This is a genomic window from Haladaptatus sp. CMAA 1909 (assembly GCF_043952005.1).
Lineage (GTDB): Archaea > Halobacteriota > Halobacteria > Halobacteriales > Haladaptataceae > Haladaptatus.
The window spans coordinates 2391808-2415250 of record NZ_JBIOAV010000001.1 but is presented as its reverse complement, the minus strand read 5'-3'; the positions used below and the strand labels follow the sequence as shown (position 1 = coordinate 2415250).

The window sequence follows — 23443 nt, the reverse complement described above, 5'->3', positions numbered from 1 at the left end:
AAAATGTATAAGTTCTTCGGCATACTTGAACGCTACCGTTGAGCTTTCTATTCCGTGTATTCAACGGATGACTGGAATTGCAATGGTACACCAACTCTTCCCTGAACGAATTGAGACACGTCGGCTTCTCTTTGAACGCGTTAGTCACAAAATAGTAGACCCATTCGAGTTGTATGACCTCGTTAGTCGAGATGATTGGCAGAAGGATTCGACTGAACATATGCCGTGGTTTCGGTTCAAACACCTCAATCACGTTGCTGGGTTCATAGACAAGGCCGAACAGGAGTGGGCCGACCGTGACACTGCTCGATACCTCCTGCGATCGAAAGACGAAAGAGGAGAGCTGGTTGGCCTGACAGCCTATGGTCCGGAATGGAACGAACGACGGGCAGGGTCAGGTATCGTTCTAGCGAAACCGTACTGGGGGCAAGAATATGGTCTCGAGCGAGCGTCTGTGTTCATCGAATTGACGTTCGAACAGTATGGTCTCGACGCCTACTATACTACTTGTAGTGCTCGTAACGAACCGTCTCGACGTATGATCGAAAAATACGTCGAGAAGTATGGTGGCCGCCACGAAGGATTGCTGCGCCAACACTCACCTCGCCCGAACGGCGAAGTCACCGATCAGCATCGATTTACTATTCTAAAAAGCGAATACGAGAACGCAACTAAGAATATGAATACACTTGAATTTGATACCAAATAGTAGATTCACACTAGATACTCCAGATATATCCGATTCTTTGTCGTCTATCTCAGAAGCACAGTGGATGATCTTCCACTTCCTCTTTCCCAGGTATACCCACATAGTTGGTTGAGCTCCTTTTGATGCTGAGAAAGATATTTGCCGCTTTTAGAATAATTGTGCCGTATGATCCCGAACTATACGGATAAGTATGATGTAGACGCGCTCTTTTCACCCAGAGACGCTGTCGAAGCGCAGGATGGCGGACTCCCGGATATTCCTCCTGCTGTCATTCTTGGCTATCAAGACGAACTCACCGACGTAGTGCGTGAACGTGCAGATTCGACGGTGGACATCGTACGCTCACAATATCTCTATCTACTCTCTGACGCTGTAGGGTATGTTCCGGTCCATGAATGGGGTATCGGAGCTCCAGTAACTGCAACAGTCACGGAGAATCTCATCGCTGGGGGTGCTGAGGTCGTGGTAATGTTGGGTGGCTGTGCTGCACTGCAGACAGAGATTGCTCCCGATGCAGCGATCCTTCCAACAGAATCGATTCGGGACGAAGGAGTCTCCTATCACTATCTGCCGCCATACGAATCGGTAACAGCGACTGAACCACTCGTCGATTCTCTTGACGAAGCCCTCTCTGAGGCGGGATTCGATACCCCACGAGGTCGGACCTGGACGACAAGTGCGATGTATAGAGAAACAATCCCTGAGATCGAACACTATCGCGATGAAGGAGTAGTTTCGTTATGTATGGAATCAGCCGCATTCTGGGCAGTCTGTAAGTACCGTGATGCTGATGCTGCGACGGTGCATGAGATTGGCGACTATTTGACGCCCAATGACTGGGTTCCGGATTCAGACGCGGAACGAGGATTGCCAGAAATGCTTGATCCAACCGTCCAGGCCTTAGAGAACCATTTGAACAGAGAATAGTCTCACCTGAACGCTCCAACTAGCGGTGCATATCTCACCGGTCGGATTTCGTGAATACGAGGCAATAGGTGTGGTCATAGCCGTAGCCAAACCGTCCGGCTCTATCGTTGGGGCTGCCGTCTCCTTCCCAGGTAATCACCACTTCCCCATCGAAGTGAAACACGTTCGAAATACGTTCTGCGACGTCCCACGCTAGTGTCGTCACTCGGCCTTCGTATTTGATGTTACAAACATCAACGATAAGACGCCCACCAGGAGCAAGCAGTGAGTCGAGTCGCGTAAATGCGGTTTCAATATCGTCGAGATAGTCTTCATACGTACTGGTGCCCGAATAGTTCTGGAATGGGTTTTGTTCGCCCGTCTGTTCCATAAATGGTGGTGAGGTGAAACAACAGTCACAGGCTGGAAACCACGACGGATCTAAATCAAGTATACTCCCCTGGTGTACATGAGTGAGTGTTGAGACCTGTGTCTGGATGTGCGAAACTCGGTCGGATTCGTATTCGAGACCATATGGCACTCGTTGCAATCGTTCAGCTACTTTGAGTGTGGTCCCATAGCCAGCGAAGATATCAATGACGTTCTCACCGGGCTCAGAATACTTTTTCAGAAAATGTTCGACAAGGGCATCTGGAGTGCGAACTTCGGCTGTATGTCCAACCGGTAACTCTTCGTCATGAGCGTACTCAAACGAGAGTGCTGTAGTCATCTATGGAGTGATTTACTACCGGAGAATAATCGAAGCTCCGGTCGAACACAGACTTACCACGAAGTGATATGCAATCTACGCTCTCTAATCACCACGAAGCCGATTTTCTGCTTCCTACCCTCATAAGCAGACGTAGACCCGTCTGAGTTGCCGTCCTCAGAAAAGCCTGAAAGCCGTATTCACCAGCACGTCACACGACCAAGTTCGAGTAGCGAAAATAGGAACCAGACGAGCATTCAGGATAATCTTCATAAGATTGTTTTCGGTATTTATTCGAATGAAGTTCCGCGAAGCAACCCCCGAGGACGCCGAATCAATTCAACAAATCGCGCACGCATCCTGGCATAGCGCCTATGATCATCACATCAGTGAGGAAACGGTCGAAGACATCCTCGAGATGTGGTGCGACCGAGATGCACTAACAGAGTCCATTGACCGCGGCGACGCCCTGATGCTCCTTGCCACAACCAGTGATGAGATCATCGGATTCGTACAAGGTGAACCGACTGACCATGGCCCTGCTGATGCCACCATTGGGAGAATTTATGTCCTCCCCGAGTACTGGGGCGAGGGAGCCGGGACTCAACTCCTCAATCGATTGTTCGATAGCTTTCGGGCGGCAGGTCACGAATCTGTTTGGCTTGGTGTTATGGCTGGGAACGAGGTGGGAAGATCATTCTACGACAAACACGGGTTTGAGGTGCACGAAGAACGGACGGTTGAACTCGCCGGAGAAAAGGTCGATGACATCGTGCTCGTCCGAGACTTGTAGACGTCTCCATATTCAGTTCTGTTCGTGCCACTCTCGACGGAGAAGTCCGTCCTGCACCATGTCGCGATGCTCGCCATCGACGAACATGAACTTCTGGAGACGTCCTTCCTCTGTGAACCCAAGCGACTCTAGGAGGCCGCGAGAAGCGTCGTTGAACTCGAACGCTTGCGCACCCACGACGGGGGATCATACTCCTGGAACACGTAGTCGAGCACAAGCGAGACGGCCTCCTTCCTATACCCGTCGCCATGGAACTCTGGCACAAGCCAGTACCCAAGTTCTGGCCGTTTCCAATCGGCGTCGATTACATTTACTACCCCAAGTCGGGTCACGTCATCTTCCGTAGTCTGGGCTGGGCCAGCGGAGTCTCTGTCAAGACAGACGAGAAATCGGTTGCTGTCTCCGTTTTCGTAGGAATCTCCGATCTCGTCTTGATTTCTAATTGGTGTTCCGAGCGGGTAGCGAATCTCTGGGTTCGCACTTGCCCATTGGAGGAACGGAATAGCTTCTTTTTCAACGGTTCAGAGCGTGACTCGCTTGTCAACTTGGCTTCGCACATTGGAGAACTGTCATTTTGTAACTGATGGACCGGCTCATAGAGATGTATATAGCTACGTCGATTGTATGTAAATCACGAGAAGGGCGTTTTCGGACGCGCCAGGGCCAAAATTCCACGTCTGGTGGTTCCTGCCTGGTGGCAAGACATGCACCTTCCATGCGAGCTATGTGGACCACTACCGCGTCCTCGAACGCCTGATCAAGTATACGCACCGTGGTCGCTTAGTTTCCACGCTGCCAGCGGAGGTGAATTCCAACTATACAAGCGTGTGAAGTCAAGTAGATAAAGATGAGCAGGTCAAGAGTTAGTTATTGATGCTACTCTCAGACCTGCTTATCCTCATCTATACATTTTCGTTAGTAACATTTAGTAATCTACTTGAGAAACGAACCATTGGTCGATGTCCCAAACCAGAATGAAGAGACTGATTGCAAGGATAATAAAGGAAGCTCCAATAATAGTTGAAATCTTAACACCAAACACTGACACGCCGCCGGTAAACGACCCCCAGAAGAACCCGGTTAAAACACACAAAAAAGCAATCAAAGTCCAAAATATATCTTTAGCTAACGAAAGAGCTCTTAGACAGCGTATATAGTGATTCTTTGGCTCTCGTGTGCTTTCTGAAGAGTCGCCATTCATGAGTTAATGTTGGTCCGCAATGTACATAGCAATTGGGGTCATCTTTTCGCTTCATCTTTTTATAAGCTCAATAACATATGCTTATAACTATGTAATCTATTCCAACTAATAAAGGCATGAAATTCTTTTCTAATACAAAGAATTTATAATAGGTGCTTCTAATATTATAAATGCAATGCGAGATAATAAGCGCGTAAGTAGACGGAAGTGTCTTCGAAAGATCGGGATTTCCGCTAGTGCGATCGCTACTATCCCAACAAGTTCAGCAGCGAAAAATACCGGCAAGAAGGATCCGGGTGAACTCAAACTTGACACTAGCTTTGATCCATCCAGCAAAAATGAGACTGAACATTTCGTTGCAGCATCCTTTGAGAGGTCTGAAAACCTTTCAAAGTCCAAGACTATCAAAGGACGTCAAGAATTAATTAAGGAACTCTCAAAAAGACAACAAGAATCCATCATTGATATTCTGGAGTCGGTACCCCACACCTGCAAGGTCACACGGACCACTGACCAATCGATAAACCAATCTCAGGATGTGGGTACTTCTGGCTACTCGTCGTATCCTTATAAGCTCAGTTGCTATATCAACCCCCCACTCGTTGGTGAAAAGCATGCCTTTGACTATAAACATACTATCAGATGGGCCCATAATGGTTCAACCATCTCAAATCCAGAAGCAAGTGCAACAGGAACTGGATTCTCTTATTATCTGGTAAATTGGAATTATACAGGAAGTACTCGCGATGACATTAATAATGCCGGTAATCATTTCACCTCGCAGAAAACAGGGTCATTCCGTAATTGTATCGCTTATTCTTTTAATACCGTTTGTGATACTGATCAAGCTTACTCGGAGCTTCTAGGTGACTATTCTGGCTCTGGGGCCGTCCTTAATCACAACTGCCACGGATAATCTGACAGAATAGGAATATACTTTCCACGGCTTTATATTGAATTGATTAGAGCAAATCATATCTATTATTCACCATTGATGATTCATACAGTCCACGGAACACGTCTCAAACATAGACGCTCTGTAGTCGGTACTGGCGTTTTAGCTGTTAGTCTTCACTTGAAACCTGGTGTGTGTTCACAACGGCTTAATCGCCACTGGACCTCCTCAGATACTCTCTCCTTCGAGTAAACTCTTATCTCGAGTAGTCTTCTTCGACATTCCAAATCCGTTGTCGAGTCTGAGACAATCAATACATTTTTCACGCCAAACGAGACAACAAACAACAATGCGACGCCTCGTCTATCTCGGATGCCTACTCATGATTCTCACTGCTGGCTGTACCAGTTTCCTTTCACCTGGCCCGTCTCCATCCCAATCCGAAAGGACCACCACTCTCTCCGGTACACTTGCCCCAGGAGTCACAGCAGACGGAGTGACGAGCGCCGAAAAACTCACTACAGCACATGCTCGGATCCTTACCGAGGAATCATTCACGTATCACCAAACCCTCAATCTGCGTTATCCGAATGGGACGCTTTTGCGTCACAAATCCACCCGGATCCAAGCGACACACAACAATACGCATTTTCGCTTCACTACGGCGTATGCGGGCCAATTTTCGTCGTTATTCGGTGCATCACAGGGCGAAGTCAGTTACTGGTCAAATGGGACCGAGACGCTTCGTAAAATAACTGTCAACGGAGAGGACCATTATCGGTTACTGCCAGACCGACCAACGACGCTTGGCTCACTCACGACCCGCGACCGACTCTATCTCTTTGTTACTACATTCTCAATCCAATCAATTACGAAGGTAAACGATTCCAGCTCAGCGCCTAACCTGTACCGTTTACACTCGAGTAATTTGAGCACTCCTTCATCTTTGGTACGTTCATTTCAGCCCGTGACGGTCACAAATGGCTCGTTTACCGCCGTAGTCGATTCATGGGGTGTTGTTCACCGCTATTCGTTCACTGGGACAGGAACGTATAATGGGTCAACTATTCGTATCCAAGAGACAGCGAATTACTCGGCGATCGGTGAGACACAGGTTTCAAAGCCGTCGTGGTATGCTGCTGCAGCTAAAAATGCGACCCATCAAACTGTCATTAGTTGATGTAGCAGTAATTTTTTAGTTCTATTTTCTCGTAGTGGTTTGAACGCAATGCAGGCACACTTTACACACTAGTAGTTTTCACTCAGTGTACTTCGCTTAAGATCTGGTGTTCACTTATTGATCAGGAAACTGTCCATCGCTATATCGATATGAATCCCTGGCGCTTGATCTAAAATGACCTAAATTCACTATATCGCCTTTGAGTCGACTAAGCAGCCTTCTCATCAATTCTCAGCCGTAAGTACTCTGTTTGCGATCTCTATTCAGTAAAAAGCCGATTTCTGCTCTCAAACCTCAAAACCAGCAATAATCTCTATACCTACAATTCAAAATCCGTCCATTAGGGTGTCCCGTCAGAACGCTTGGAGTAGTACTGTTCGAAGACGATCTTCAATGTGGATGCATCGCTTAGCGAAGTCTGTAACACGATCTCTCACAGCGTAGACTATCGTAACTCCGAGGAGTGATGCTCCGATCCCGCCAATAATATCGATTGGATAGTGAACACCGACATAGACACGGCTGATCCCGACAAATGAGGCGAATAGTAGCGCGGTGAGGCCAACTCGCAGTTGGTCGTGAAGATACACTACCGCCCACGCGAACGCGAACACAACTGTTGTATGCTGGCTTGGAAACGAGTTCTCCGGCGCTTCGGTGATGAGAGTGTCGTATCCGGCCATGTACGGTGCGGGATGGCTGTAGAGCTGCCCCATTGCGTACGAGAGTGCAAGACTCACGACGATCGTGACGAAGATAAACACCGATTTTGTCTTTCCATTCTTGGTCACGACCCGGGGGAAAGCAAGTGCCATTCGAAATGCCGTGTTCGTCCCCTCCTCGTCGGGCATGAACCAGAGCGCGAGGAGTGCAAGCGGGATCAAATAGACGAGGTTGTCGGCTGCGAAAATCATCAACTCGTTCAGGACAGGTGTCCCAGTATGGCTTGTGAAGAGGTCTCCGTACTGCATTGGAAGACCGGCTGTTGCAAAGGCTGTCATACAAAATCGGCTATTCGGCAGACTGTATTAAACCCAGAATATCGTTTGTATCGAATATCGTCAGTATAGCCCGCTACACGGGTATTTTGATCCAAAGAATTTAAAGATAGTTTGGCAGTGGATTTCGTGAGTACGAGACTCAACAGCGTGATATCTCGCTACAACACCGGCTCCGAAACCGGAGTAATCAGCAGATATAAGGGCTGTGTGGCAGATATGGAGTCAATGGCTGGGAAGTCTGCATCGCTGCTTACAAAGACACAGCGAAACCGAATTCAAAATGACTTTAGTGAGCTTGATGAAGAGAAGAAACACCGAGACCAACAGCGCATCCGGAATCGGGTGAGATCGGGGATCCTTGATTTTCAACTCCTTGCCGACTATCCAGATCGTCAGTTTGCATTGATGTTCGATGATGTTCCTGACGACGAACTGCAGGCAGCTCTTGCAGACACCACTATCGTCATCGAACGTCTCCGTGAACTGTCTGGAATTGAGCGAGAGGAATTGGTCGAAGAAGTCCGTGCGCACGTCGGGGGCGGTAGTGACGTAACAGAGGATACGAGGACTTTCGAACAGATCGATCTGCAGACGGTGGCGGAGATTCGACGACAAGCAGAGGACGACCTTGCAGACCAATTCGGAGCCGGGCGCTGGGATAAGCGTGCAAACGGGTTGATGAAGCTGGGCGTGAGTGCATTCATTCCGATCGTCTTGATGATGCTCATCCCATACACTACCCAGATATCATTGTCTCATCCTGTCCTCACGATTAGTTTTACGGCACTTGCTTTTCTTCTATTCGGGAGTGCAGTGGGTTGGTTACTTATCACCACAGCACAGTCACTGAAATATAATATTTTCCCGTTCCTCGTCGAACTGGCTAAAAATCCCGAAACAGCCATGCGAGGGGCATTCACAAAAGTGGTCAAGAATCCTCGGGAGACAGTGCGAGAATCGTGGAAGGAACTGTAAGTCGTAATGATCTCGACTTGATTCCTTGGTAGCAGAAGGCAGCTATATGGAGTTGTCACGCATCATCTCTGGTGAAATTATCCAGGTCCTCCAAATCGATCTGTGCACAATTCGTGGTACATATACACCACAAGAATGTTGAAATCATCAATATAGTGGAGTTCAGAAGGTTAATGGACTGACTATTACCATCTACTCGATCTTTGTTGATGTGAGCACACGTGCGATATAGACCTGCTTCCAGATGAGCCATCCTCCGAAGCTAATAGCAATCAGTCCAAGGATAGTTATTCCAACTGCATTCCAATGGGTCGTCGCAAGAGCGCAGGCTAATGTTTCGCTCGAACATGCCCCGAAGAGTTCTTGGCTGAACGCGCCTCTGTACACTAATCCAACTCCGGCCACCATGGACACTGCCCCAGCTAACGTCTTCAGCACAGCTTCTGGTACAGTTGGTGGGTTAGCAATAATCGCTTCCTGAAGACCCGTACGCGGCCCAGCCAGCTGTGAAAAAATAGCCGCTCCGAGCAAGAGGAGTGCCGCGGGTGCGAGAAAGAGCCCAACTGACATCATCCCCATAATTGTAAGTGCCATCAATAGAACTGCAGCGACCCAGACGAGCGGTGTTCGGTTCGTCCATACACCAATCCCACCGACAAGAGCAAACAGCACGCTGAGCAGCACAATCCCAGAGAAGAACACATCTACAAGAGGATTAGGGAGGAGGAGATACCCACTTGCGACACTCGCAGACAAGACGGCAAGTACGCTAAGTAGGCGGCTGGCTGATCTAATTGAAGAAGACTGGAATGTGGCACTCATCAACATAATTGATCTTTGTACTACTTATCTTACTAAGAGGTGTGGAGATGACTTTACGTCATGGTCGGACAGTTATGACAGGTGGTGTCGTCACTGACCACGCATGCCCACACCCGCTTAGTGCAACATGGGGTAGTGATACGAACGGATCTCAACGAAGTCAGTCTGAGTTTACTGTCGTAAAAATCCGAAATGAGCAGTGGATTCAGTAGTTCTCAACATCGACACCTCGGATGTAGTCAAAATCCGAATCACGGGTGACAACAGTGCCACCGATAGACCGAACAATGGCACCAATCATTACATCGGGTGTGCCAACAGGCGTCCCGTTCTCGCGCAACTCTCGCTGAATTTGTGCTGATTCACGGGCCGCAGTTTCATCGAAATCCAACACAGTCGCCCAATCAAACGTGTCGAACACATCGTCCATCGTCATTGGAGAGTGCGACCACAAGACGCCCCGATACGTCTCATACAATGCGACTGTTGTGGTTGCCAGCATCGTGTCTTCATGGTCATCCAACCACGCTTGTGCACCGTCATCCCCCTCAAGATAGTCGATGAGAAAGCTACTGTCCAAACAGTTCATCCTGTCTCTCTTTGAAATCCTTGTCAAATTCTTCGCGCTGTTCTTCGTAGGCTTCTCGGAGTCCCGTGCCTTCGAGTTTGCCAAAGCCTTTCCATACGTCCTTTTCGTTACCGAACTCGCGGAGAATAACGTCAGTGAAGCTTTCTCCCTCCCGTTTTCGAGATTTGAGTTTTTCGTAGGCCTCTTCTGTGAGGCTAATGTTCTTTGTACTCATACACATACACATACACAGTATGCAGGCATAAGGGTTGTGTCAATCTTCCAACGTGCGATTAGGAGTACAACCGGCAGTGACACCTGCAATCTGGAGGAAAAAATGAGAGTCGCCGTAATTAGTCGTTTTGACCGTCGTTACCTTGTGGGCCGTCACCGTTGCCGTTGTCGTCACCGTTCTGGAACTGTCCGTTGAAGTTCTGGGCGTTCGACCAGGCAACCTGCTTGTTCGAGTTGCTCTGGGCGCTGGCTTGAATCGCAACCGCATCACCTGATTCTGCGCCACTCTCACGGTTATCTCCCCGTTCAGCTATCGATGGAGCATCTGGTCTTCCATCGTCTCCGCTTCCAACGGCAACACTGGCAGCCACGTTGTCGTCCTGTTCGTTCACGTTGAACTGCCCAACTGCCTGTTTCTGCTCAACATCTGAGACCGCGACTTGTTCACTGGACTGTGTCTGTGCCATTGCACCTCCGACCAGCACCGTGCTGGCAACGGTGAGTGCAATGACGAGTGTTACTATCCGATGCATGCCTCTCGACGCTCACTGGCTATCCCTCTAAACCACGCTGACTGTTTAAGCCGTATACACTCGATTTCGAAGCCGATAGTCCGGCGGTAACCACGATAACTACTCGTTTCACCGCCGTTCAGGAGATTCACCAACTGCTCAGAAACGCCTTCGCTGGAAGCCCGATGCATCGATTCGTGACTGACGTCGGTTTATGACTGTTTTGTGAGTGCTCCGCCTGTCGGAAAAGTGATCGGATGAATATCTAACGAAAGTAGAACGCGAGACGATAGTGGATTCATGATTTTCTGGAGTGACTGGTTTGACGGATTTTGGGACCACACAGGCCGGTAAGTCTCGCGAACGTCCTACTTGGGATCATCGGCTTAGTATAGAATACTAACTAAAACATTATTGTGATTCATCACGACCGCAATTACGAGTTACTATACAAAGTAACAAAAGGGCCCTGTCTCTATTCACCATGTAGCTGCTCTTCTGCCGATTTGCTACGCGGAAGTGACCTACCCCTAGAAGTACCGTATATCGACATTCCTCCCGTGTCCTAACGATACTGTTTACTTTTGTTGGTTTGGAGGTTCCATGGAATGACTGAACGTTACCCGCCGATCGAACCATATGATCAGGGAATGCTCAATGTCGGTGACGAAAATCACGTATATTGGGAAGCCTGTGGCAATCCAAAGGGCAAACCCGCTCTTGTCGTTCACGGCGGTCCGGGATCAGGATGCTCACCACACTACCGCCAGTTCTTCGATCCAGAGCGATATCGAATCATCCTTTTCGATCAACGGGGGTGTGGACGGAGCACCCCCTCCGCGAGTGATCCAGACACGGATCTGAGCTGCAATACTACGGATGATCTGCTTGCCGACATGGAACAACTCCGTAAACATCTCGATATTGACCGGTGGTTGTTGTCTGGTGTTTCCTGGGGCTCCACCTTGATTCTCGCTTATGCTGAGCGGCATCCAGATCGAGTCTCTGAGATTGTTATCACTGGTGTAACGACTACTCGTCGCTCCGAGATCGATTGGCTCTACAACGGAGTATCTCGGTTTTTCCCAGAAGCATGGGAGGAGTTTCGTACCGGCGTCCCCGATGCGGACTACAATGGTGATATCGTCGCCTCGTACGCAAATCTCATGAAAAGCCCGGATCCACAGGTACGGAAGCAAGCCGCGAACGATTGGTGCGCGTGGGAAGACACGGTCATCTCCGAGGAATCAAATGAAGCTACAAATGTTTACAGCAGTCGCTCGATGGAGTGGAAGTTGTCGTTCGTTCGGATTGCTTCCCACTACTTTTCGCACGGTGCATGGTTAGAAGAGGGTGAGTTGCTACGGAATGCGAATCGCTTAGCTGGGATTCCGGGCGTGCTCATTCACGGTCGTCTTGATCTTGCTGCTCCACTCGATACTGCGTGGGAACTGAACTCTGTATGGCCTGATTCGGAACTCGTCATCGTAGATGATTCCGGGCATACTGGCAGTGATACAATGGCTGACCACGAACTCAATGCACTTGATACATTTGCCCGACAGTAGCTACATCCGCGAACTAACAGTCAAAAGAAGAACTGAATAAATATCTGAATGAAGTCGAACGCGAGACGACGGTGGGTTCATGGTTTTCTGGGGGACTGGTTTGGCGGATTCTGGGACCACAAAGGACGGTAAGTGGAGCAAAAAACCAAAGTGAGCCGACAACTCTTCTGCTGCCTGATAGGCGGACGTAACCAACCCCGAGACTTCCGGATTAATCTATGCGCAGTTCGTGGTGCGTATCTCGTCACACCAATTGGTGTGATATCTTGGTGACCGCAGCCGTTCGGTAGGAGTATCGAGATGTGGACCGATCTACTCCTTGCAGAGTCTCTGTTATCCCTCCTCGTAGCTGACGATGGAGCGGAAGCCGCCGTAGGCCATGTGTTCTTCGTCGAAGGGCATCTCCTCATCGAAGTTTTCTGGGTTCATTGCGGGATCTTCCATCACCTTTGCATTCACTTCGTCGCGGTGCTCCCGTGACTCGAACACGATGAATGAGAACACGACCGATTCGTCTCCCTCGGCCTCGGTAAGCTGTGGGAACGTCCGCACCGACATGCCGTCCATGTCTGGCTCCATGTCGTCTCCAACTCCTTCGAAGTATTCGAGGGCACCATGGTTGATCCAAAGCTGTCCGGCCTCGGCAGCCATTTCGCGGTACGAATCGAGGTTATCAGTCGGGACCGGGAAGACGAATCCATCGACGTATCGTTCCATAACCTACGTACAAAGGACGCCAAAGAGCTTGAACGTTTACTCGACTTACCGAGATCTCTCCGTTGTAGATATCGCTCTGCTGGGTACACGCTCTCTAGCCAACAGGAGTTTGCGCTTTCGCCGCCTAATCTCATAATCAGTATTATAACCACCTCATATTCCTCCGACTTCTTGAATAAAATATGGATAAAAAGAGACGAAATATATTCGGACGAGTCTTGATGATGGCTCGCCCCCTAATAGGAGAGCATGTCTGATGAAGAAGCACACAGCCAACCTGCGGAATCGAATCCGGTTCTTCGCCGATTAAATCGACTCGTTGGTGAGTGGAAGACAGAAGTGAGAATAGACGGGCAAACGTTTCGAGGAGGACGGGAAACGTTCAATTGGATAGAAGATGGAGCCTTTCTCGTTCACCATTCAGAGACCGTTGATCTGTCGGACGCACCTACGGAATGGGTTGAGAACGCACCGCATTCGGCCGTATCAGTCATCGGCTTAGACGATTCGAGCGAGGTGTTCACGATGCTCTATTCTGACTCGCGTGACGTCTTTCGCGTCTACCAAATGAGTCTGAGCGATGGTGTCTGGAGAATTTGGCGGGACACACCCGAGTTTGAACAACGTTTTACAGGCACCTTCAGCGAGGACGGCGATACGATCGAAAGCACCTGGGAACGCTCAGACGATGGGATCGAATGGGAAGTGGATTTCGACTCGACCTACATGAGGGTCGGGAAGAAATAAGACAGAAATTTGAGGTTCCAAGATTGTATAGTCGATCACTGCTTCTTAGATCATAAGCTAAGCGGCAGTGAAATGGGGGAGGTCGCCGCCCTCGACGAAGTATATCTCGTCCATTCACGTGACCAACCGCTTCCACTTCGGCTTTCGCACTCATCGAGTACTGAAGACAGCGAACATCAAGTGGGAGCTATCCGTTTCACCCACTCCTCTTCCGTACTGACGAGAATCGTGATGCCCTCGTCGCTTCTGATACTCACTCGACGACCTATCCTCTCCTTGGCCAATTCCTGATCCGTGTCGTGTAACGGTGGCTCGGGCGAAGATACCGTGCTTTGGCGATCGTAGACAAACCAATCGATCAACTATTTGTTCGGAAACCGCACGGAAGTTATCAGTCGAACCCAGAATTTACCCGGTCACGTCCACACGACTTAGTGTGTCCACGATTATCGAATTCACGGTTCCAGCCGACGAGTTTCCGCTTGGGGATATCTTCCAGGACTTTCCGGATGTCGAGATCGAACTTGAACGCGTTATCCCGACGAACCACGCGGTCATCCCCTATTTCTGGGTCTGGGGGCCGGATATACCGAACATTATAACTCATTTCGAAGATCAACCCGTGGTACACTCGATTGAGCTCGTAGACGAAGTCAAGGACGGTGGTCTGTTTCGTGCCAAGTGGAATACCGATCTGGAGAGTATTTTGAAAGGAATCGCGGAGACCGACCTCATACTCGTCTCGGCTACGGGGACCGAGTCTAAATGGCGGTTCGAACTGCGCACAGTCGATACGACAGGAATTACAGCCTTCCAACGCTACTGCAAAGACAATTCTATCGATATCACCATCACGCGCCTCTATGCACTTTCGGAACTGCGAACGGGCGAGCAGTACCATATCACGCCGCGCCAAGAGGAAGCGCTCACTGCGGCATTCAAGGCCGGATATTTCGACGAGCCCCGTGAAGCGACACTCGAAGAAATCGCTCGGGAGATGGACATCACCCGACAATCGCTCGCCGCACGACTTCGACGGGGACACCGAAATCTCATCGCGAATACACTCTTTCACGAGGCGGTTGATCAGTGAACGATCACAGCAGTTCCTCATACATATATAAACCTCGTACATAGTCAGTCCTAGTAGCCTACTGCTACAGCGACCATTGATGGAACGCAATACATGCCTGTCAACGCCAATTCTTCGGATGATACGCAGTCATCGGTCCATCGCTCGCTCCCCAGCGTGTCAATAATTGAAATGATCATCGATGAAGTACTCGCGATGGAGGGGTGTGAACACCACGAAATTCCACCGCTGTATGATAGCATTGATCCCGACGCGCTCGCGGCACTCTATACGAGTGGCTCACCGACTATTCGGTTCCAGTATGCCGGCTATCGAATCGAAATCTCGCCCGAACGGACTATCTCTGTTACCAACGATGACTGAAGCGTTTTCACTCCACTGTACGGTGTGAGTGGTGATCGGTACCGACAATGGTCACACACGTTCATTTCTAATGGACAACAGGTCGTCATCGTTTCGGGACTGGTCACGCAGTGGTGCAGCGAATCGAACGGAGTTTTCAATAATCGGAAGTGATCGTGGACGAGTCGCCGCCCTCGGGGAAGCGCGAAACCTTTTCCCCGCGAGATGGCGGTTTCACGGGACGTGGAAACTTCTTATGCCATCGTCTCGTTTCGACCGGTTCACCCCGCTTCGACGAACTCACGAAGATTCCCCAGTAGCGTCTTTTTCACGTAGGTCAGTACCTCTCTTCCTCGCGGAATCGTATAGAGCGCTCCGAGCTGATCGACCCGTATCGGCTCCGAATCCGGGTCCTGAAGCCGATCGATAGCAACCGCTAGCATCCCCTCGCACGCCTCGATTTGGCGGCGTTCGACCTCGCGCCAAGTATGTGCATCCGTAATCGAAACCTCGTCTTCGACGATGACCTCCCCGGCGTCGAGCGAGTCGTCGATTCGCTGGAGCGTTATTCCTGCGGACGGTTCATCGTGGAGAAATTCCCAGAGTCCACCGGGTTGACCGCGATACGACCGAAGGTCGCCACGATGAAAGCTCAGTACACCGTGCCTCGGTATCGAGAGAATGGGATCGGTGAGAATTCCGAACCCAAATCGTATCACGACGTCCGTACTTCTTCCCACCGTTTCTGTGACGTGATCGGGCAGGTGGTTTCCGAATCCGGTGTCCGCTACTGGTTCGCAGTACAGTGCTTTTGCATCGTCCAGACCCGTGATCATATCGATGTGGCATGGTCTTCGGTATTCCGGCGTCTCGGTCAGTTGGCGGACGATTCCGAGTAGCGACCACAGTGCGTGGGAACCGAGCCGATTATAACACTGCTGCATGTACGTCGCGACTTCATTGGAGGAGGCGTCGTGGAGAAACTCCGTGAGATGCGTAGAAGTGGAGTCGGCGTGGATGACGAGGTGCGTAATCTCGACGTCGGTTTCGGCCACCATCGTTTCGATGGCCCGCTTCTGCCAAACGGGTACCGTTTCGCCGGGGAGAAGGATTCCCACACGTAGCGATCGTTGGGGTGGCGGATCCGTTTCGTCCAGTTGCTGTGCAGCGGATACTCGTTCGTGAGGAGTCAAATGGTCGTGGTTTCGATTACGTTCGGGTGATGGCACTGGTGAACACCTGGTCCTGCATCGTGGCCCGTTTTACTTAGTTATCACAGAGGTTCCTTCGAGGACCGAGCAGTAGCCCGTTCCTGCTATGCTGAACGGGATCCCCGTTATCGGACACGGACGTGCCCTCTCCGAGCGTTCCCCCGCCGTCGATTTATGGGCCGAATATCCTGCACACGTTGGATACAATCGTGAGTCGCGGCCGTGATTGAAGCGTGACCGTGTCGTTTGGTTGGGTCTTAGACCCGTGAGTATCTCACACGAAGTTCGAGGGGTGAGCAGCGCGGGGAACGGTATCTGTCGGAGAGCTCTCGTGTGTCGGACGTCATCACGACTCAAACGCTCAGTATTGAGCCTCCACGATTATACCCTCCTGGGAAAATAGAATCGGACTAATGGAAAATCAGCATCGTCCCAGCGTACACACGAACCATCGTCCGATAATTACCGCGGTGAGAACGAACCGTCGAAGGCGGATTCTCAGGACCCTGCTCGACCGATCGGCCACGTCCGAACGAGAACTCGTTCGCGCGCTCGCGAGAAACGAGCGGAACGTCCCCGCGGCGGACGTTCCATCCGAAACGGTTCAGGCCCTCCGTACGAACCTCACCCACGTCCAACTCCCGCTGTTGGAGGACTGTGACCTCATCAGGTGGAACCGAGCGAACGGAACCATCGCTACGACGGATCACGCGGCATTCGGGGACGAACGGTTTCGACGCCTCCTCGAGACGGACGGCGACGGCGTGGACGAGGCGTTGTCGGGATTGTCGGACGGACGCCGACGACACCTCATCGCCGTCCTTCGGAACAGTCGAACGCCCATGTCACGGACGGCGCTGGCTCGGGAAATCCTTCGACGCGAGCGGGGCGAAACGGAGTTCGATACAGTAGCGATCACCGAAATCGGGAGTGCTCTCGCTCACGTCCACCTGCCAAAGCTTGCCGACGCCGATTTCATCGACTACGACCCCGAAACGGACCGGGTCACGTACGCGTCCCACCCCGGCCTCGAAAACGTCATCACGCTTCTCCAGAGACCGACCAACCGATTCGTCGAACGGTTGGATGAGTTCTTAGGGGGACTGCTGACCACGTACACGAACGCGAGCGGGCCTACGGACGACCCCTTCGACTGGCCGTCCGCTTGGAGTGACCCCAATCATGGCTAGATCGCTCGAACTGTGGGTGTTCATCATGTCCAACGCGCTGTTGTTCGTCAGCGGGAGCATCCTCCTCGTGCTGAGCCTTCTCGCCTACTACCAGAATACGAGTAGCAGGTCGTATCGGCTCTCCACCATCGGATTCGGATTCATCGTTCTGGGCGGAATCGTCAGTCCGGTGTATCGGCTCTTGATCCGCAGCGACTACCATCTGAACGCCCACCAACGACTGCTTCTCCAGTCCGCTGAAAGCATCCTGTTGGCGGTCGGACTCGGATTGTTGTTCTATGCGATAACGCGGCACGACCCTCGGTCACCGGGGAAAGACGGCTCCGGTCCCTTCGCGACCGACTTCCGCGAACTCGAGGAGAAGGGATACGAGGACTGACTCAGTGAACCTCGTTTCGGATCAGTACCGTTCCGTCACCCGAGACGGTTACCATATAAACGCCATACGGAAACGTCACCGACACGCCATCGCTGGGACGCCGCGTTCCCAATAGACTGTCGAGAGCCCCCGCATCGATCACCGCCCCCAACGGTGGGAGGGTCAACTCGCCTTGGTGGGTGCGGCTCGCCAACGCGGCGACGATTCCGACACAGGCGTCTCCCTGCGAGAGATATGATGAGATATCGTAGAGGTAGCTCGTCACCATTTCCCCCTCGTTGGACGTTTCGTTCTCCGTAATCTCTATCGGTTCCAGGTACTTTCTCGTCATTTTGTTACCCCCATTCCAGCACTTCATTTGTCCGTTCGTTGGATGCGCTGAGAAATACTCCGCTGTCCGTATCGGCGTATAGGCTACGTATCCTACTGATGTTGTCGGTGCGAAGCAAACCGATATCGGCGGCGGACCGCGTCAGTCGAAACGGCGATGATGAATACGAACGGGACTGTCCGGTCGGCGGTGCGATTCGATATCGGGCGCCGCCGTTGTACTCCCCGGCGAGGGTCGTTATAGACGTTTCTTGAAAGATAGCCGAGAAGTCTATATAAGCGCGGGTCCGAAGGAGTTTAATGGGAAACCAAACGCAGACACGAGAGAGGGAAACGGCGGACCCAATCTTTACGGCGGTGCGAAGCGACCGCCGGCGGTTGCTTCTCACGCTTCTCGCTCGAACTCCCGAGACGTCCGACCGAGAGCTTGCACGCGCCCTCACGGCGAGGGAACGCGGAGCCTCGGAGGAAAGCATACCGACTGAAGCGGTAGAGAACACCCTGATCGACCTCTACCATATTCAACTTCCCCTCTTGGAGGATACCGACTTCATCGAGTGGGAGAGGGACCGCGAATCGATAACGACGACGGACCATATCGCGCTCGAAGACCCACGGTTCCAACGACTACTGCGAATCGAGGCCGACGGAATCGACGACGTACTGGCCGAACTCGCGGGCACACGTCAGCGTCTCGTTCTCACCATCCTCCGTGACGAGAATTCACCGATGTCGCGGACGGCGCTCGCTCGGGAAGTGATTCGACGGGAGGGGGACGAGACAGACCCGACGCAGGCGGCGGTGGATGAAACGGCGATAGCGCTCCATCACAAACAGCTCTCGACGCTGAGCGATGTCGCGATCATCGACTACGACGTCGAGACTGGACAGGCAACGTATACGAATCACCCCGCCGTCGAGGAACTACTCACGGTTCTCCGGAAGCCGGATTCGCGCCTCGTCAAGCGATTGAACGGATTCCTTCAGGGTCTACAAACGTCGTACAATCAGGCCACCGAGAGTTCGAGCGACCCGTTCAGCACGCCGAGGAGCTGGAGAACACCCTATGAGTAGACCACCCGAACTGTGGGCGTTCATACTGGCGAATATGTTCTTGTTCCTCATCGGCAGCGTTCTGCTGTTGCTGAGCTTTTATGCATACTATCAAAACCCGAGAAAGTCGTCGTACCGGTACTCCACCATCGGATTCACCTTTATCGTCCTCGGTGGACTCGTGGAACCGGTGTATCAACTGGGTATTCGTGGCGGTTACAGTTTAAGTGGCAACGAACTCCTGATCACCCAGTCCTGTGAGGGGGTGTTGCTGGCGCTCGGACTCGGGTTGCTCTTCTATGCGATCACCCACCACGATACGGGTCAGTCGACGACGGTGGACGACTCTACTACGTCGCTCAGCACCAATCTAAACGAACTCGACGAGAGTCGCTACAAGCACTAACGATCCGAAATTTTAGGTTCGTACCGGTTTCGATGCTCCCGAAAGTTCGATGTGACGACACATGGCTGCACACCGATTCTCATGACGGAAATACTATAAGACGGTGTGAAATTCCCCCGATTTGGACACTACCGCCGGCAAGCCCCGTTCTGTCGGTAGAGAAACGCCGTCTGTTCCCCTCGGTTTATTACGGACTCACCACTCCGTGACCGATCCCTTCGAAAACCATCGTCTCGTGTCGAAACATTTGCGTTCGTCAGACACGCGCCTGACTGACTTTCTTGTACGTGAACATCGATGATCCCTCTATGGTTGCCGTAACTGTCGCATACTCATCGGAGTTTACCGCGACAGAGAGAGGTGCGTCGGTGTGACCGAACGGACCGTTCAAATAGAGATTTTGGTCGCTGATTCACCCGACGATGCACCGGCGGTCGAATCGAACTCCCGCGTCGACGTCGCCGTGAACGGACAGATGTTCCCCACCGCAAAGCTCCTCGATGGACGCTACGTCGCATGGTGGTTCGAGACGGCTGCACCTGCTCCCGACGACAGCATTACTACGGAATGGGTCGCTGCACCGACCCGCTATCTCGCTGCCGCGACGCTTAGCGAACTCTGGGAGGATCCGGCGGCATTCGACACGCTCGTCGACGTTAACTGCTGAAAAGTATTACAGGCGGTCGATCCCTGACGATCGATTCGATTCTCTTCGTTCGAAGCTCGGCGGACTCCCCCGACAGCTCCTCGTTTCTCGTTCCAGTCGGCGCTTCGCTGGACGGATTCGAACCGTCCCGAGGAGCCATCGCCCAGCCACTACGGTCATACAGACGTTGAATACGACCACGGGAAGAACGTCTGCCGTGATGAACGCGACGAACAGCCCCGTCAACACCACTCGTAGCGGTATCACGATCCCGGCGAGCGTCGCTCCCGCGGTAAGCATGGCTTCCGTCCAGCCGTACGCTCGGCGCATATCACCGTACTCGAAGTGAATCGGTGACCGAGTGACGAACGTCTTTTTCAACACATCACCTTCGACTCCCCGTGTTACCGCGGTTGAAACCGCTTCCTTCCCATAGCACTGTGCTAACGATTCTCCGCTCCGACGGCTACCCCGCACCATCATCGATCCGTTCGACCGCTTCGTTATTCAAACCGCGTCAGTCCTTCGTCTGACGGATCCGTGCCATCTACTCCAGCGGGCGATTTCTCGGAAACTTTTTCCTTCCCCTTTCCCCGATTCGGTTGTCTCAGCCTCCTCGGCGAGGAAGTGGACGGGTCACAGTAGTGATCTCGTAGATGCGCCTCCCTCCTGTGCTATCCTCACCGTACTCGCGAGCGCGCGTACGAAACAAAAATTAAAATCTCGGACTACCGGATGCTGGTCGGTAATGGGTCGTTGTAGCGCGGGGCGTGTCGTATCTTGTCAAAGCGCCTTTGATTCGACGTACTTAAATTCTACCGGGCATTTCGATAGAATGCGAAGGACGCCTCGTGGTTTCCCCCGCGAGGTGGCCGCCCGAATCCGGCGCATTCATCTATGTGTCCCGGTGGATTCGGGCGAACGAAAACCCAATCCAATGCCCTTAAGTGTATGGGGGCACTCGGATAGGATGTCGACGGCGTCCCACGGTTTGGGACGAACGAAACACGTCCAATCCGGTGCCCTTAAGTACAACGGGGCACTCGGATTGAATACGACGTCGCGCCCGGCCACACATCGCCGGACGCGAACCCGATCCGACGCCCTTAAATGATAGCGGGCGTTCGGATATAAACGCGACAACAGACACAGACGCGATCTGTGGGGCGTTCAACTCGTCTCACAATCTCGGACGAACGAGGTTCGAAGGGTTTAATACCCTTCCTCGCCTCCACTCAAGTCCGAAGGAAATGAGGATTCCACCCCTGCGGTCAGCCGTATACGATGGAATCTGATGTTAGCCTTGGTAGTTCGGTGACACCTTGTCGGTCATTCGATGTGGTGTCCCGAACGTGTGATATGTGATACACTCTCTTTGAGAGTGTCTCCGCCTATACGCTGAACCTTGTGTTCAGCGACATTCTGGTTGATCCTGCCAGAGGTCATTGCTATTGGAGTTCGATTTAGCCATGCTAGTTGCACGAGTTTAGACTCGTGGCGGAAAGCTCAGTAACACGTGATCAAACTACCCTATGGATCCGAATAACCTCGGGAAACTGAGGCTAATTCGGAATAACGCTCCCCTGCTGGAATGCGGGGAGCTGGAAACGCTCCGGCGCCATAGGATGTGATTGCGGCCGATTAGGTAGACGGTGGGGTAACGGCCCACCGTGCCGATAATCGGTACGGGTTGTGAGAGCAAGAGCCCGGAGATGGATTCTGAGACAAGAATCCAGGCCCTACGGGGCGCAGCAGGCGCGAAAACTTTACACTGCACGACAGTGCGATAAGGGAACTCCAAGTGCGAGGGCATAACGTCCTCGCTTTTGTGTATCGTAAGATGGTACACGAATAAGAGCTGGGCAAGACCGGTGCCAGCCGCCGCGGTAATACCGGCAGCTCAAGTGATGACCAATTTTATTGGGCCTAAAGCGTCCGTAGCCGGCCAGACAGGTCCGTCGGGAAATCTGCTCGCTCAACGAGCAGGCGTCCGGCGGAAACCCGCTGGCTTGGGGCCGGAAGATCCAAGGGGTACGTCTGGGGTAGGAGTGAAATCCTGTAATCCTAGACGGACCGCCGATCGCGAAAGCACCTTGGAAGGACGGACCCGACGGTGAGGGACGAAAGCTAGGGTCACGAACCGGATTAGATACCCGGGTAGTCCTAGCTGTAAACGATGCTCGCTAGGTGTGGCACAGGCTACGAGCCTGTGCTGTGCCACAGTGAAGACGCAAGCGAGCCGCCTGGGAAGTACGTCCGCAAGGATGAAACTTAAAGGAATTGGCGGGGGAGCACTACAACCGGAGGAGCCTGCGGTTTAATTGGACTCAACGCCGGACATCTCACCAGCATCGACAATAGCTGTGACAGTCAGTGTGATGAGCTTACTAGAGCTTTTGAGAGGAGGTGCATGGCCGCCGTCAGCTCGTACCGTGAGGCGTCCTGTTAAGTCAGGCAACGAGCGAGACCCGCACTCTTAATTGCCAGCAGCACCCTTGTGGTGGCTGGGTACATTAGGAGGACTGCCGCTGCCAAAGCGGAGGAAGGAACGGGCAACGGTAGGTCAGCATGCCCCGAATGTGCTGGGCTACACGCGGGCTACAATGGTCGAGACAATGGGTTGCAACCCCGAGAGGGGGCGCTAATCTCCGAAACTCGATCGTAGTTCGGATTGAGGACTGAAACTCGTCCTCATGAAGCTGGATTCGGTAGTAATCGCGCTTCAGCAGAGCGCGGTGAATACGTCCCTGCTCCTTGCACACACCGCCCGTCAAAGCACCCGAGTGAGGTCCGGATGAGGCCATCAGGCGATGGTCGAATCTGGGCTTCGCAAGGGGGCTTAAGTCGTAACAAGGTAGCCGTAGGGGAATCTGCGGCTGGATCACCTCCTAAAGACCGGGATTGGGCCGACGCGCCCAACCCACCTTAACTCGTCAACTTCGTTGACGAACTGGCACACACGCCGGGACACCACTCGTCTTCCGACGAGGCACCTTTGAACTACCAAGGCTAGTCCCAATCCTCTCCCTCTTGGGAGAGTAGCCTTCGCTCGCTGGTGAGCGCCGCTGTCCGACAGCGGTTCACGGGTTCGACTCCCGTGGAAGGCCGTCACGTGGGACGGTTCGAATCGTGCCCCTTAAGTAGTGGGCGACGAAACGAACTACTCCCAACAAACCGATGCACCAACCCGTGAAAACGCGGTTGGGAAGGGTTCGATACACGCACTCGGCGACCACCGTGTCGTGTAATGACAACC

The 23443-nt window shown here is 52.3% G+C and carries 25 protein-coding genes, 1 rRNA gene and 1 pseudogene; 16 read left to right on the top strand and 11 right to left on the bottom strand.

What is annotated here, in order from left to right:
* Window positions 1-67 precede the first annotated feature (67 nt).
* The gene (locus ACGYLY_RS13230) at window positions 68-709 is read left to right on the top strand and encodes a GNAT family N-acetyltransferase (protein WP_395281155.1); all 642 of its coding nucleotides are present in this window, start codon (window positions 68-70) and stop codon (window positions 707-709) included.
* 165 nt (window positions 710-874) lie between these two features.
* Window positions 875-1636 carry a nucleoside phosphorylase gene (locus ACGYLY_RS13225; RefSeq protein ID WP_395281156.1) on the top strand — a complete coding sequence of 254 codons (762 nt, stop codon included), beginning with the start codon at window positions 875-877 and terminating at the stop codon, window positions 1634-1636.
* 34 nt (window positions 1637-1670) lie between these two features.
* On the opposite strand, the gene ACGYLY_RS13220 is transcribed toward ACGYLY_RS13225, so the two are convergent.
* On the bottom strand, window positions 1671-2345 hold the full coding sequence (locus ACGYLY_RS13220) for a DNA methyltransferase (protein ID WP_395281157.1): 675 nt from the start codon (window positions 2343-2345) through the stop codon (window positions 1671-1673).
* Between the two features lie 277 nt (window positions 2346-2622).
* Between ACGYLY_RS13220 and ACGYLY_RS13215 the strand changes: the two genes are divergently transcribed.
* Window positions 2623-3117: a GNAT family N-acetyltransferase gene (locus tag ACGYLY_RS13215; RefSeq protein WP_395281158.1), complete on the top strand. Its 495-nt coding sequence runs from the start codon at window positions 2623-2625 to the stop codon at window positions 3115-3117.
* 12 nt (window positions 3118-3129) lie between these two features.
* Here ACGYLY_RS13215 and ACGYLY_RS13210 read toward each other — a convergent pair.
* Window positions 3130-3620: pseudogene (locus ACGYLY_RS13210) on the bottom strand (GNAT family N-acetyltransferase).
* A gap of 456 nt (window positions 3621-4076) precedes the next feature.
* Here ACGYLY_RS13210 and ACGYLY_RS13205 point away from each other — a divergent pair.
* Window positions 4077-4274, top strand: coding sequence for a hypothetical protein (locus ACGYLY_RS13205; RefSeq protein ID WP_395281159.1), 198 nt, complete (start codon window positions 4077-4079; stop codon window positions 4272-4274).
* Between the two features lie 219 nt (window positions 4275-4493).
* A complete protein-coding gene (locus ACGYLY_RS13200) occupies window positions 4494-5234 on the top strand; it encodes a hypothetical protein (protein WP_395281160.1) in 741 nt (246 codons plus the stop codon).
* A gap of 1512 nt (window positions 5235-6746) precedes the next feature.
* Here ACGYLY_RS13200 and ACGYLY_RS13195 read toward each other — a convergent pair.
* Entirely contained in the window at window positions 6747-7394 is a 648-nt protein-coding gene (locus ACGYLY_RS13195; RefSeq protein ID WP_395281161.1) for an undecaprenyl-diphosphatase, read from the bottom strand.
* A gap of 126 nt (window positions 7395-7520) precedes the next feature.
* On the opposite strand from ACGYLY_RS13195, the gene ACGYLY_RS13190 reads away from it, so the two are divergent.
* On the top strand, window positions 7521-8369 hold the full coding sequence (locus ACGYLY_RS13190; RefSeq protein WP_395281162.1) for a hypothetical protein: 849 nt from the start codon (window positions 7521-7523) through the stop codon (window positions 8367-8369).
* Between the two features lie 192 nt (window positions 8370-8561).
* Here ACGYLY_RS13190 and ACGYLY_RS13185 read toward each other — a convergent pair whose 3' ends face one another.
* The 4 genes from ACGYLY_RS13185 to ACGYLY_RS13170 all read right to left on the bottom strand — a co-directional run bounded on the left by ACGYLY_RS13185 (window position 8562) and on the right by ACGYLY_RS13170 (window position 10460).
* Entirely contained in the window at window positions 8562-9191 is a 630-nt protein-coding gene (locus ACGYLY_RS13185) for a hypothetical protein (RefSeq protein ID WP_395281163.1), read from the bottom strand.
* 205 nt (window positions 9192-9396) lie between these two features.
* Window positions 9397-9780: a type II toxin-antitoxin system VapC family toxin gene (locus tag ACGYLY_RS13180; protein WP_395281164.1), complete on the bottom strand. Its 384-nt coding sequence runs from the start codon at window positions 9778-9780 to the stop codon at window positions 9397-9399.
* Window positions 9761-9994, bottom strand: a complete 234-nt coding sequence (locus ACGYLY_RS13175) for an antitoxin VapB family protein (RefSeq protein WP_049972753.1) — start codon at window positions 9992-9994, stop codon at window positions 9761-9763. Before ACGYLY_RS13175 ends, ACGYLY_RS13180 begins: the two co-directional genes overlap by 20 nt.
* Window positions 9995-10112: 118 nt before the next feature.
* Complete coding sequence (locus ACGYLY_RS13170; protein WP_395281165.1) at window positions 10113-10460, bottom strand: hypothetical protein; 348 nt, start codon at window positions 10458-10460, stop codon at window positions 10113-10115.
* Window positions 10461-11113: 653 nt separating this feature from the next.
* On the opposite strand from ACGYLY_RS13170, the gene pip reads away from it, so the two are divergent.
* Window positions 11114-12073, top strand: coding sequence for a prolyl aminopeptidase (gene pip / locus ACGYLY_RS13165; RefSeq protein WP_395281166.1), 960 nt, complete (start codon window positions 11114-11116; stop codon window positions 12071-12073).
* A 333-nt stretch (window positions 12074-12406) separates the two neighbouring features.
* On the opposite strand, the gene ACGYLY_RS13160 is transcribed toward pip, so the two are convergent.
* On the bottom strand, window positions 12407-12790 hold the full coding sequence (locus tag ACGYLY_RS13160; protein ID WP_395281167.1) for a DUF1428 domain-containing protein: 384 nt from the start codon (window positions 12788-12790) through the stop codon (window positions 12407-12409).
* Between the two features lie 249 nt (window positions 12791-13039).
* On the opposite strand from ACGYLY_RS13160, the gene ACGYLY_RS13155 reads away from it, so the two are divergent.
* From ACGYLY_RS13155 to ACGYLY_RS13145, 3 genes are all read left to right on the top strand, one after another.
* Complete coding sequence (locus ACGYLY_RS13155; protein WP_395281168.1) at window positions 13040-13537, top strand: hypothetical protein; 498 nt, start codon at window positions 13040-13042, stop codon at window positions 13535-13537.
* A gap of 307 nt (window positions 13538-13844) precedes the next feature.
* On the top strand, window positions 13845-14630 hold the full coding sequence (locus ACGYLY_RS13150) for a helix-turn-helix domain-containing protein (RefSeq protein WP_395281169.1): 786 nt from the start codon (window positions 13845-13847) through the stop codon (window positions 14628-14630).
* 93 nt (window positions 14631-14723) lie between these two features.
* Window positions 14724-14993 carry a HalOD1 output domain-containing protein gene (locus ACGYLY_RS13145; RefSeq protein ID WP_395291148.1) on the top strand — a complete coding sequence of 90 codons (270 nt, stop codon included), beginning with the start codon at window positions 14724-14726 and terminating at the stop codon, window positions 14991-14993.
* A 260-nt stretch (window positions 14994-15253) separates the two neighbouring features.
* Here the strand turns inward: ACGYLY_RS13145 and ACGYLY_RS13140 are convergent, their stop codons facing one another.
* Window positions 15254-16090: a formyltransferase family protein gene (locus tag ACGYLY_RS13140; protein ID WP_395281170.1), complete on the bottom strand. Its 837-nt coding sequence runs from the start codon at window positions 16088-16090 to the stop codon at window positions 15254-15256.
* A 563-nt stretch (window positions 16091-16653) separates the two neighbouring features.
* Between ACGYLY_RS13140 and ACGYLY_RS13135 the strand changes: the two genes are divergently transcribed.
* Window positions 16654-17373, top strand: coding sequence for a hypothetical protein (locus ACGYLY_RS13135; protein ID WP_395281171.1), 720 nt, complete (start codon window positions 16654-16656; stop codon window positions 17371-17373).
* The gene (locus ACGYLY_RS13130) at window positions 17366-17752 is read left to right on the top strand and encodes a hypothetical protein (protein ID WP_395281172.1); all 387 of its coding nucleotides are present in this window, start codon (window positions 17366-17368) and stop codon (window positions 17750-17752) included. Before ACGYLY_RS13135 ends, ACGYLY_RS13130 begins: the two co-directional genes overlap by 8 nt.
* A 1-nt stretch (window position 17753) precedes the next feature.
* On the opposite strand, the gene ACGYLY_RS13125 is transcribed toward ACGYLY_RS13130, so the two are convergent.
* Window positions 17754-18083: a HalOD1 output domain-containing protein gene (locus ACGYLY_RS13125; protein WP_395281173.1), complete on the bottom strand. Its 330-nt coding sequence runs from the start codon at window positions 18081-18083 to the stop codon at window positions 17754-17756.
* A 299-nt stretch (window positions 18084-18382) separates the two neighbouring features.
* On the opposite strand from ACGYLY_RS13125, the gene ACGYLY_RS13120 reads away from it, so the two are divergent.
* The 3 genes from ACGYLY_RS13120 to ACGYLY_RS13110 all read left to right on the top strand — a co-directional run bounded on the left by ACGYLY_RS13120 (window position 18383) and on the right by ACGYLY_RS13110 (window position 20208).
* Entirely contained in the window at window positions 18383-19156 is a 774-nt protein-coding gene (locus ACGYLY_RS13120) for a hypothetical protein (RefSeq protein ID WP_395281174.1), read from the top strand.
* Window positions 19149-19541, top strand: coding sequence for a hypothetical protein (locus ACGYLY_RS13115; RefSeq protein ID WP_395281175.1), 393 nt, complete (start codon window positions 19149-19151; stop codon window positions 19539-19541). Before ACGYLY_RS13120 ends, ACGYLY_RS13115 begins: the two co-directional genes overlap by 8 nt.
* Window positions 19542-19911: 370 nt before the next feature.
* Complete coding sequence (locus tag ACGYLY_RS13110; protein ID WP_231190208.1) at window positions 19912-20208, top strand: hypothetical protein; 297 nt, start codon at window positions 19912-19914, stop codon at window positions 20206-20208.
* A 6-nt stretch (window positions 20209-20214) separates the two neighbouring features.
* Here ACGYLY_RS13110 and ACGYLY_RS13105 read toward each other — a convergent pair whose 3' ends face one another.
* Entirely contained in the window at window positions 20215-20568 is a 354-nt protein-coding gene (locus tag ACGYLY_RS13105; RefSeq protein ID WP_395281176.1) for a hypothetical protein, read from the bottom strand.
* Between the two features lie 1038 nt (window positions 20569-21606).
* Here ACGYLY_RS13105 and ACGYLY_RS13100 point away from each other — a divergent pair.
* Window positions 21607-23077 (top strand): 16S ribosomal RNA (locus ACGYLY_RS13100).
* Window positions 23078-23443 lie beyond the last annotated feature (366 nt).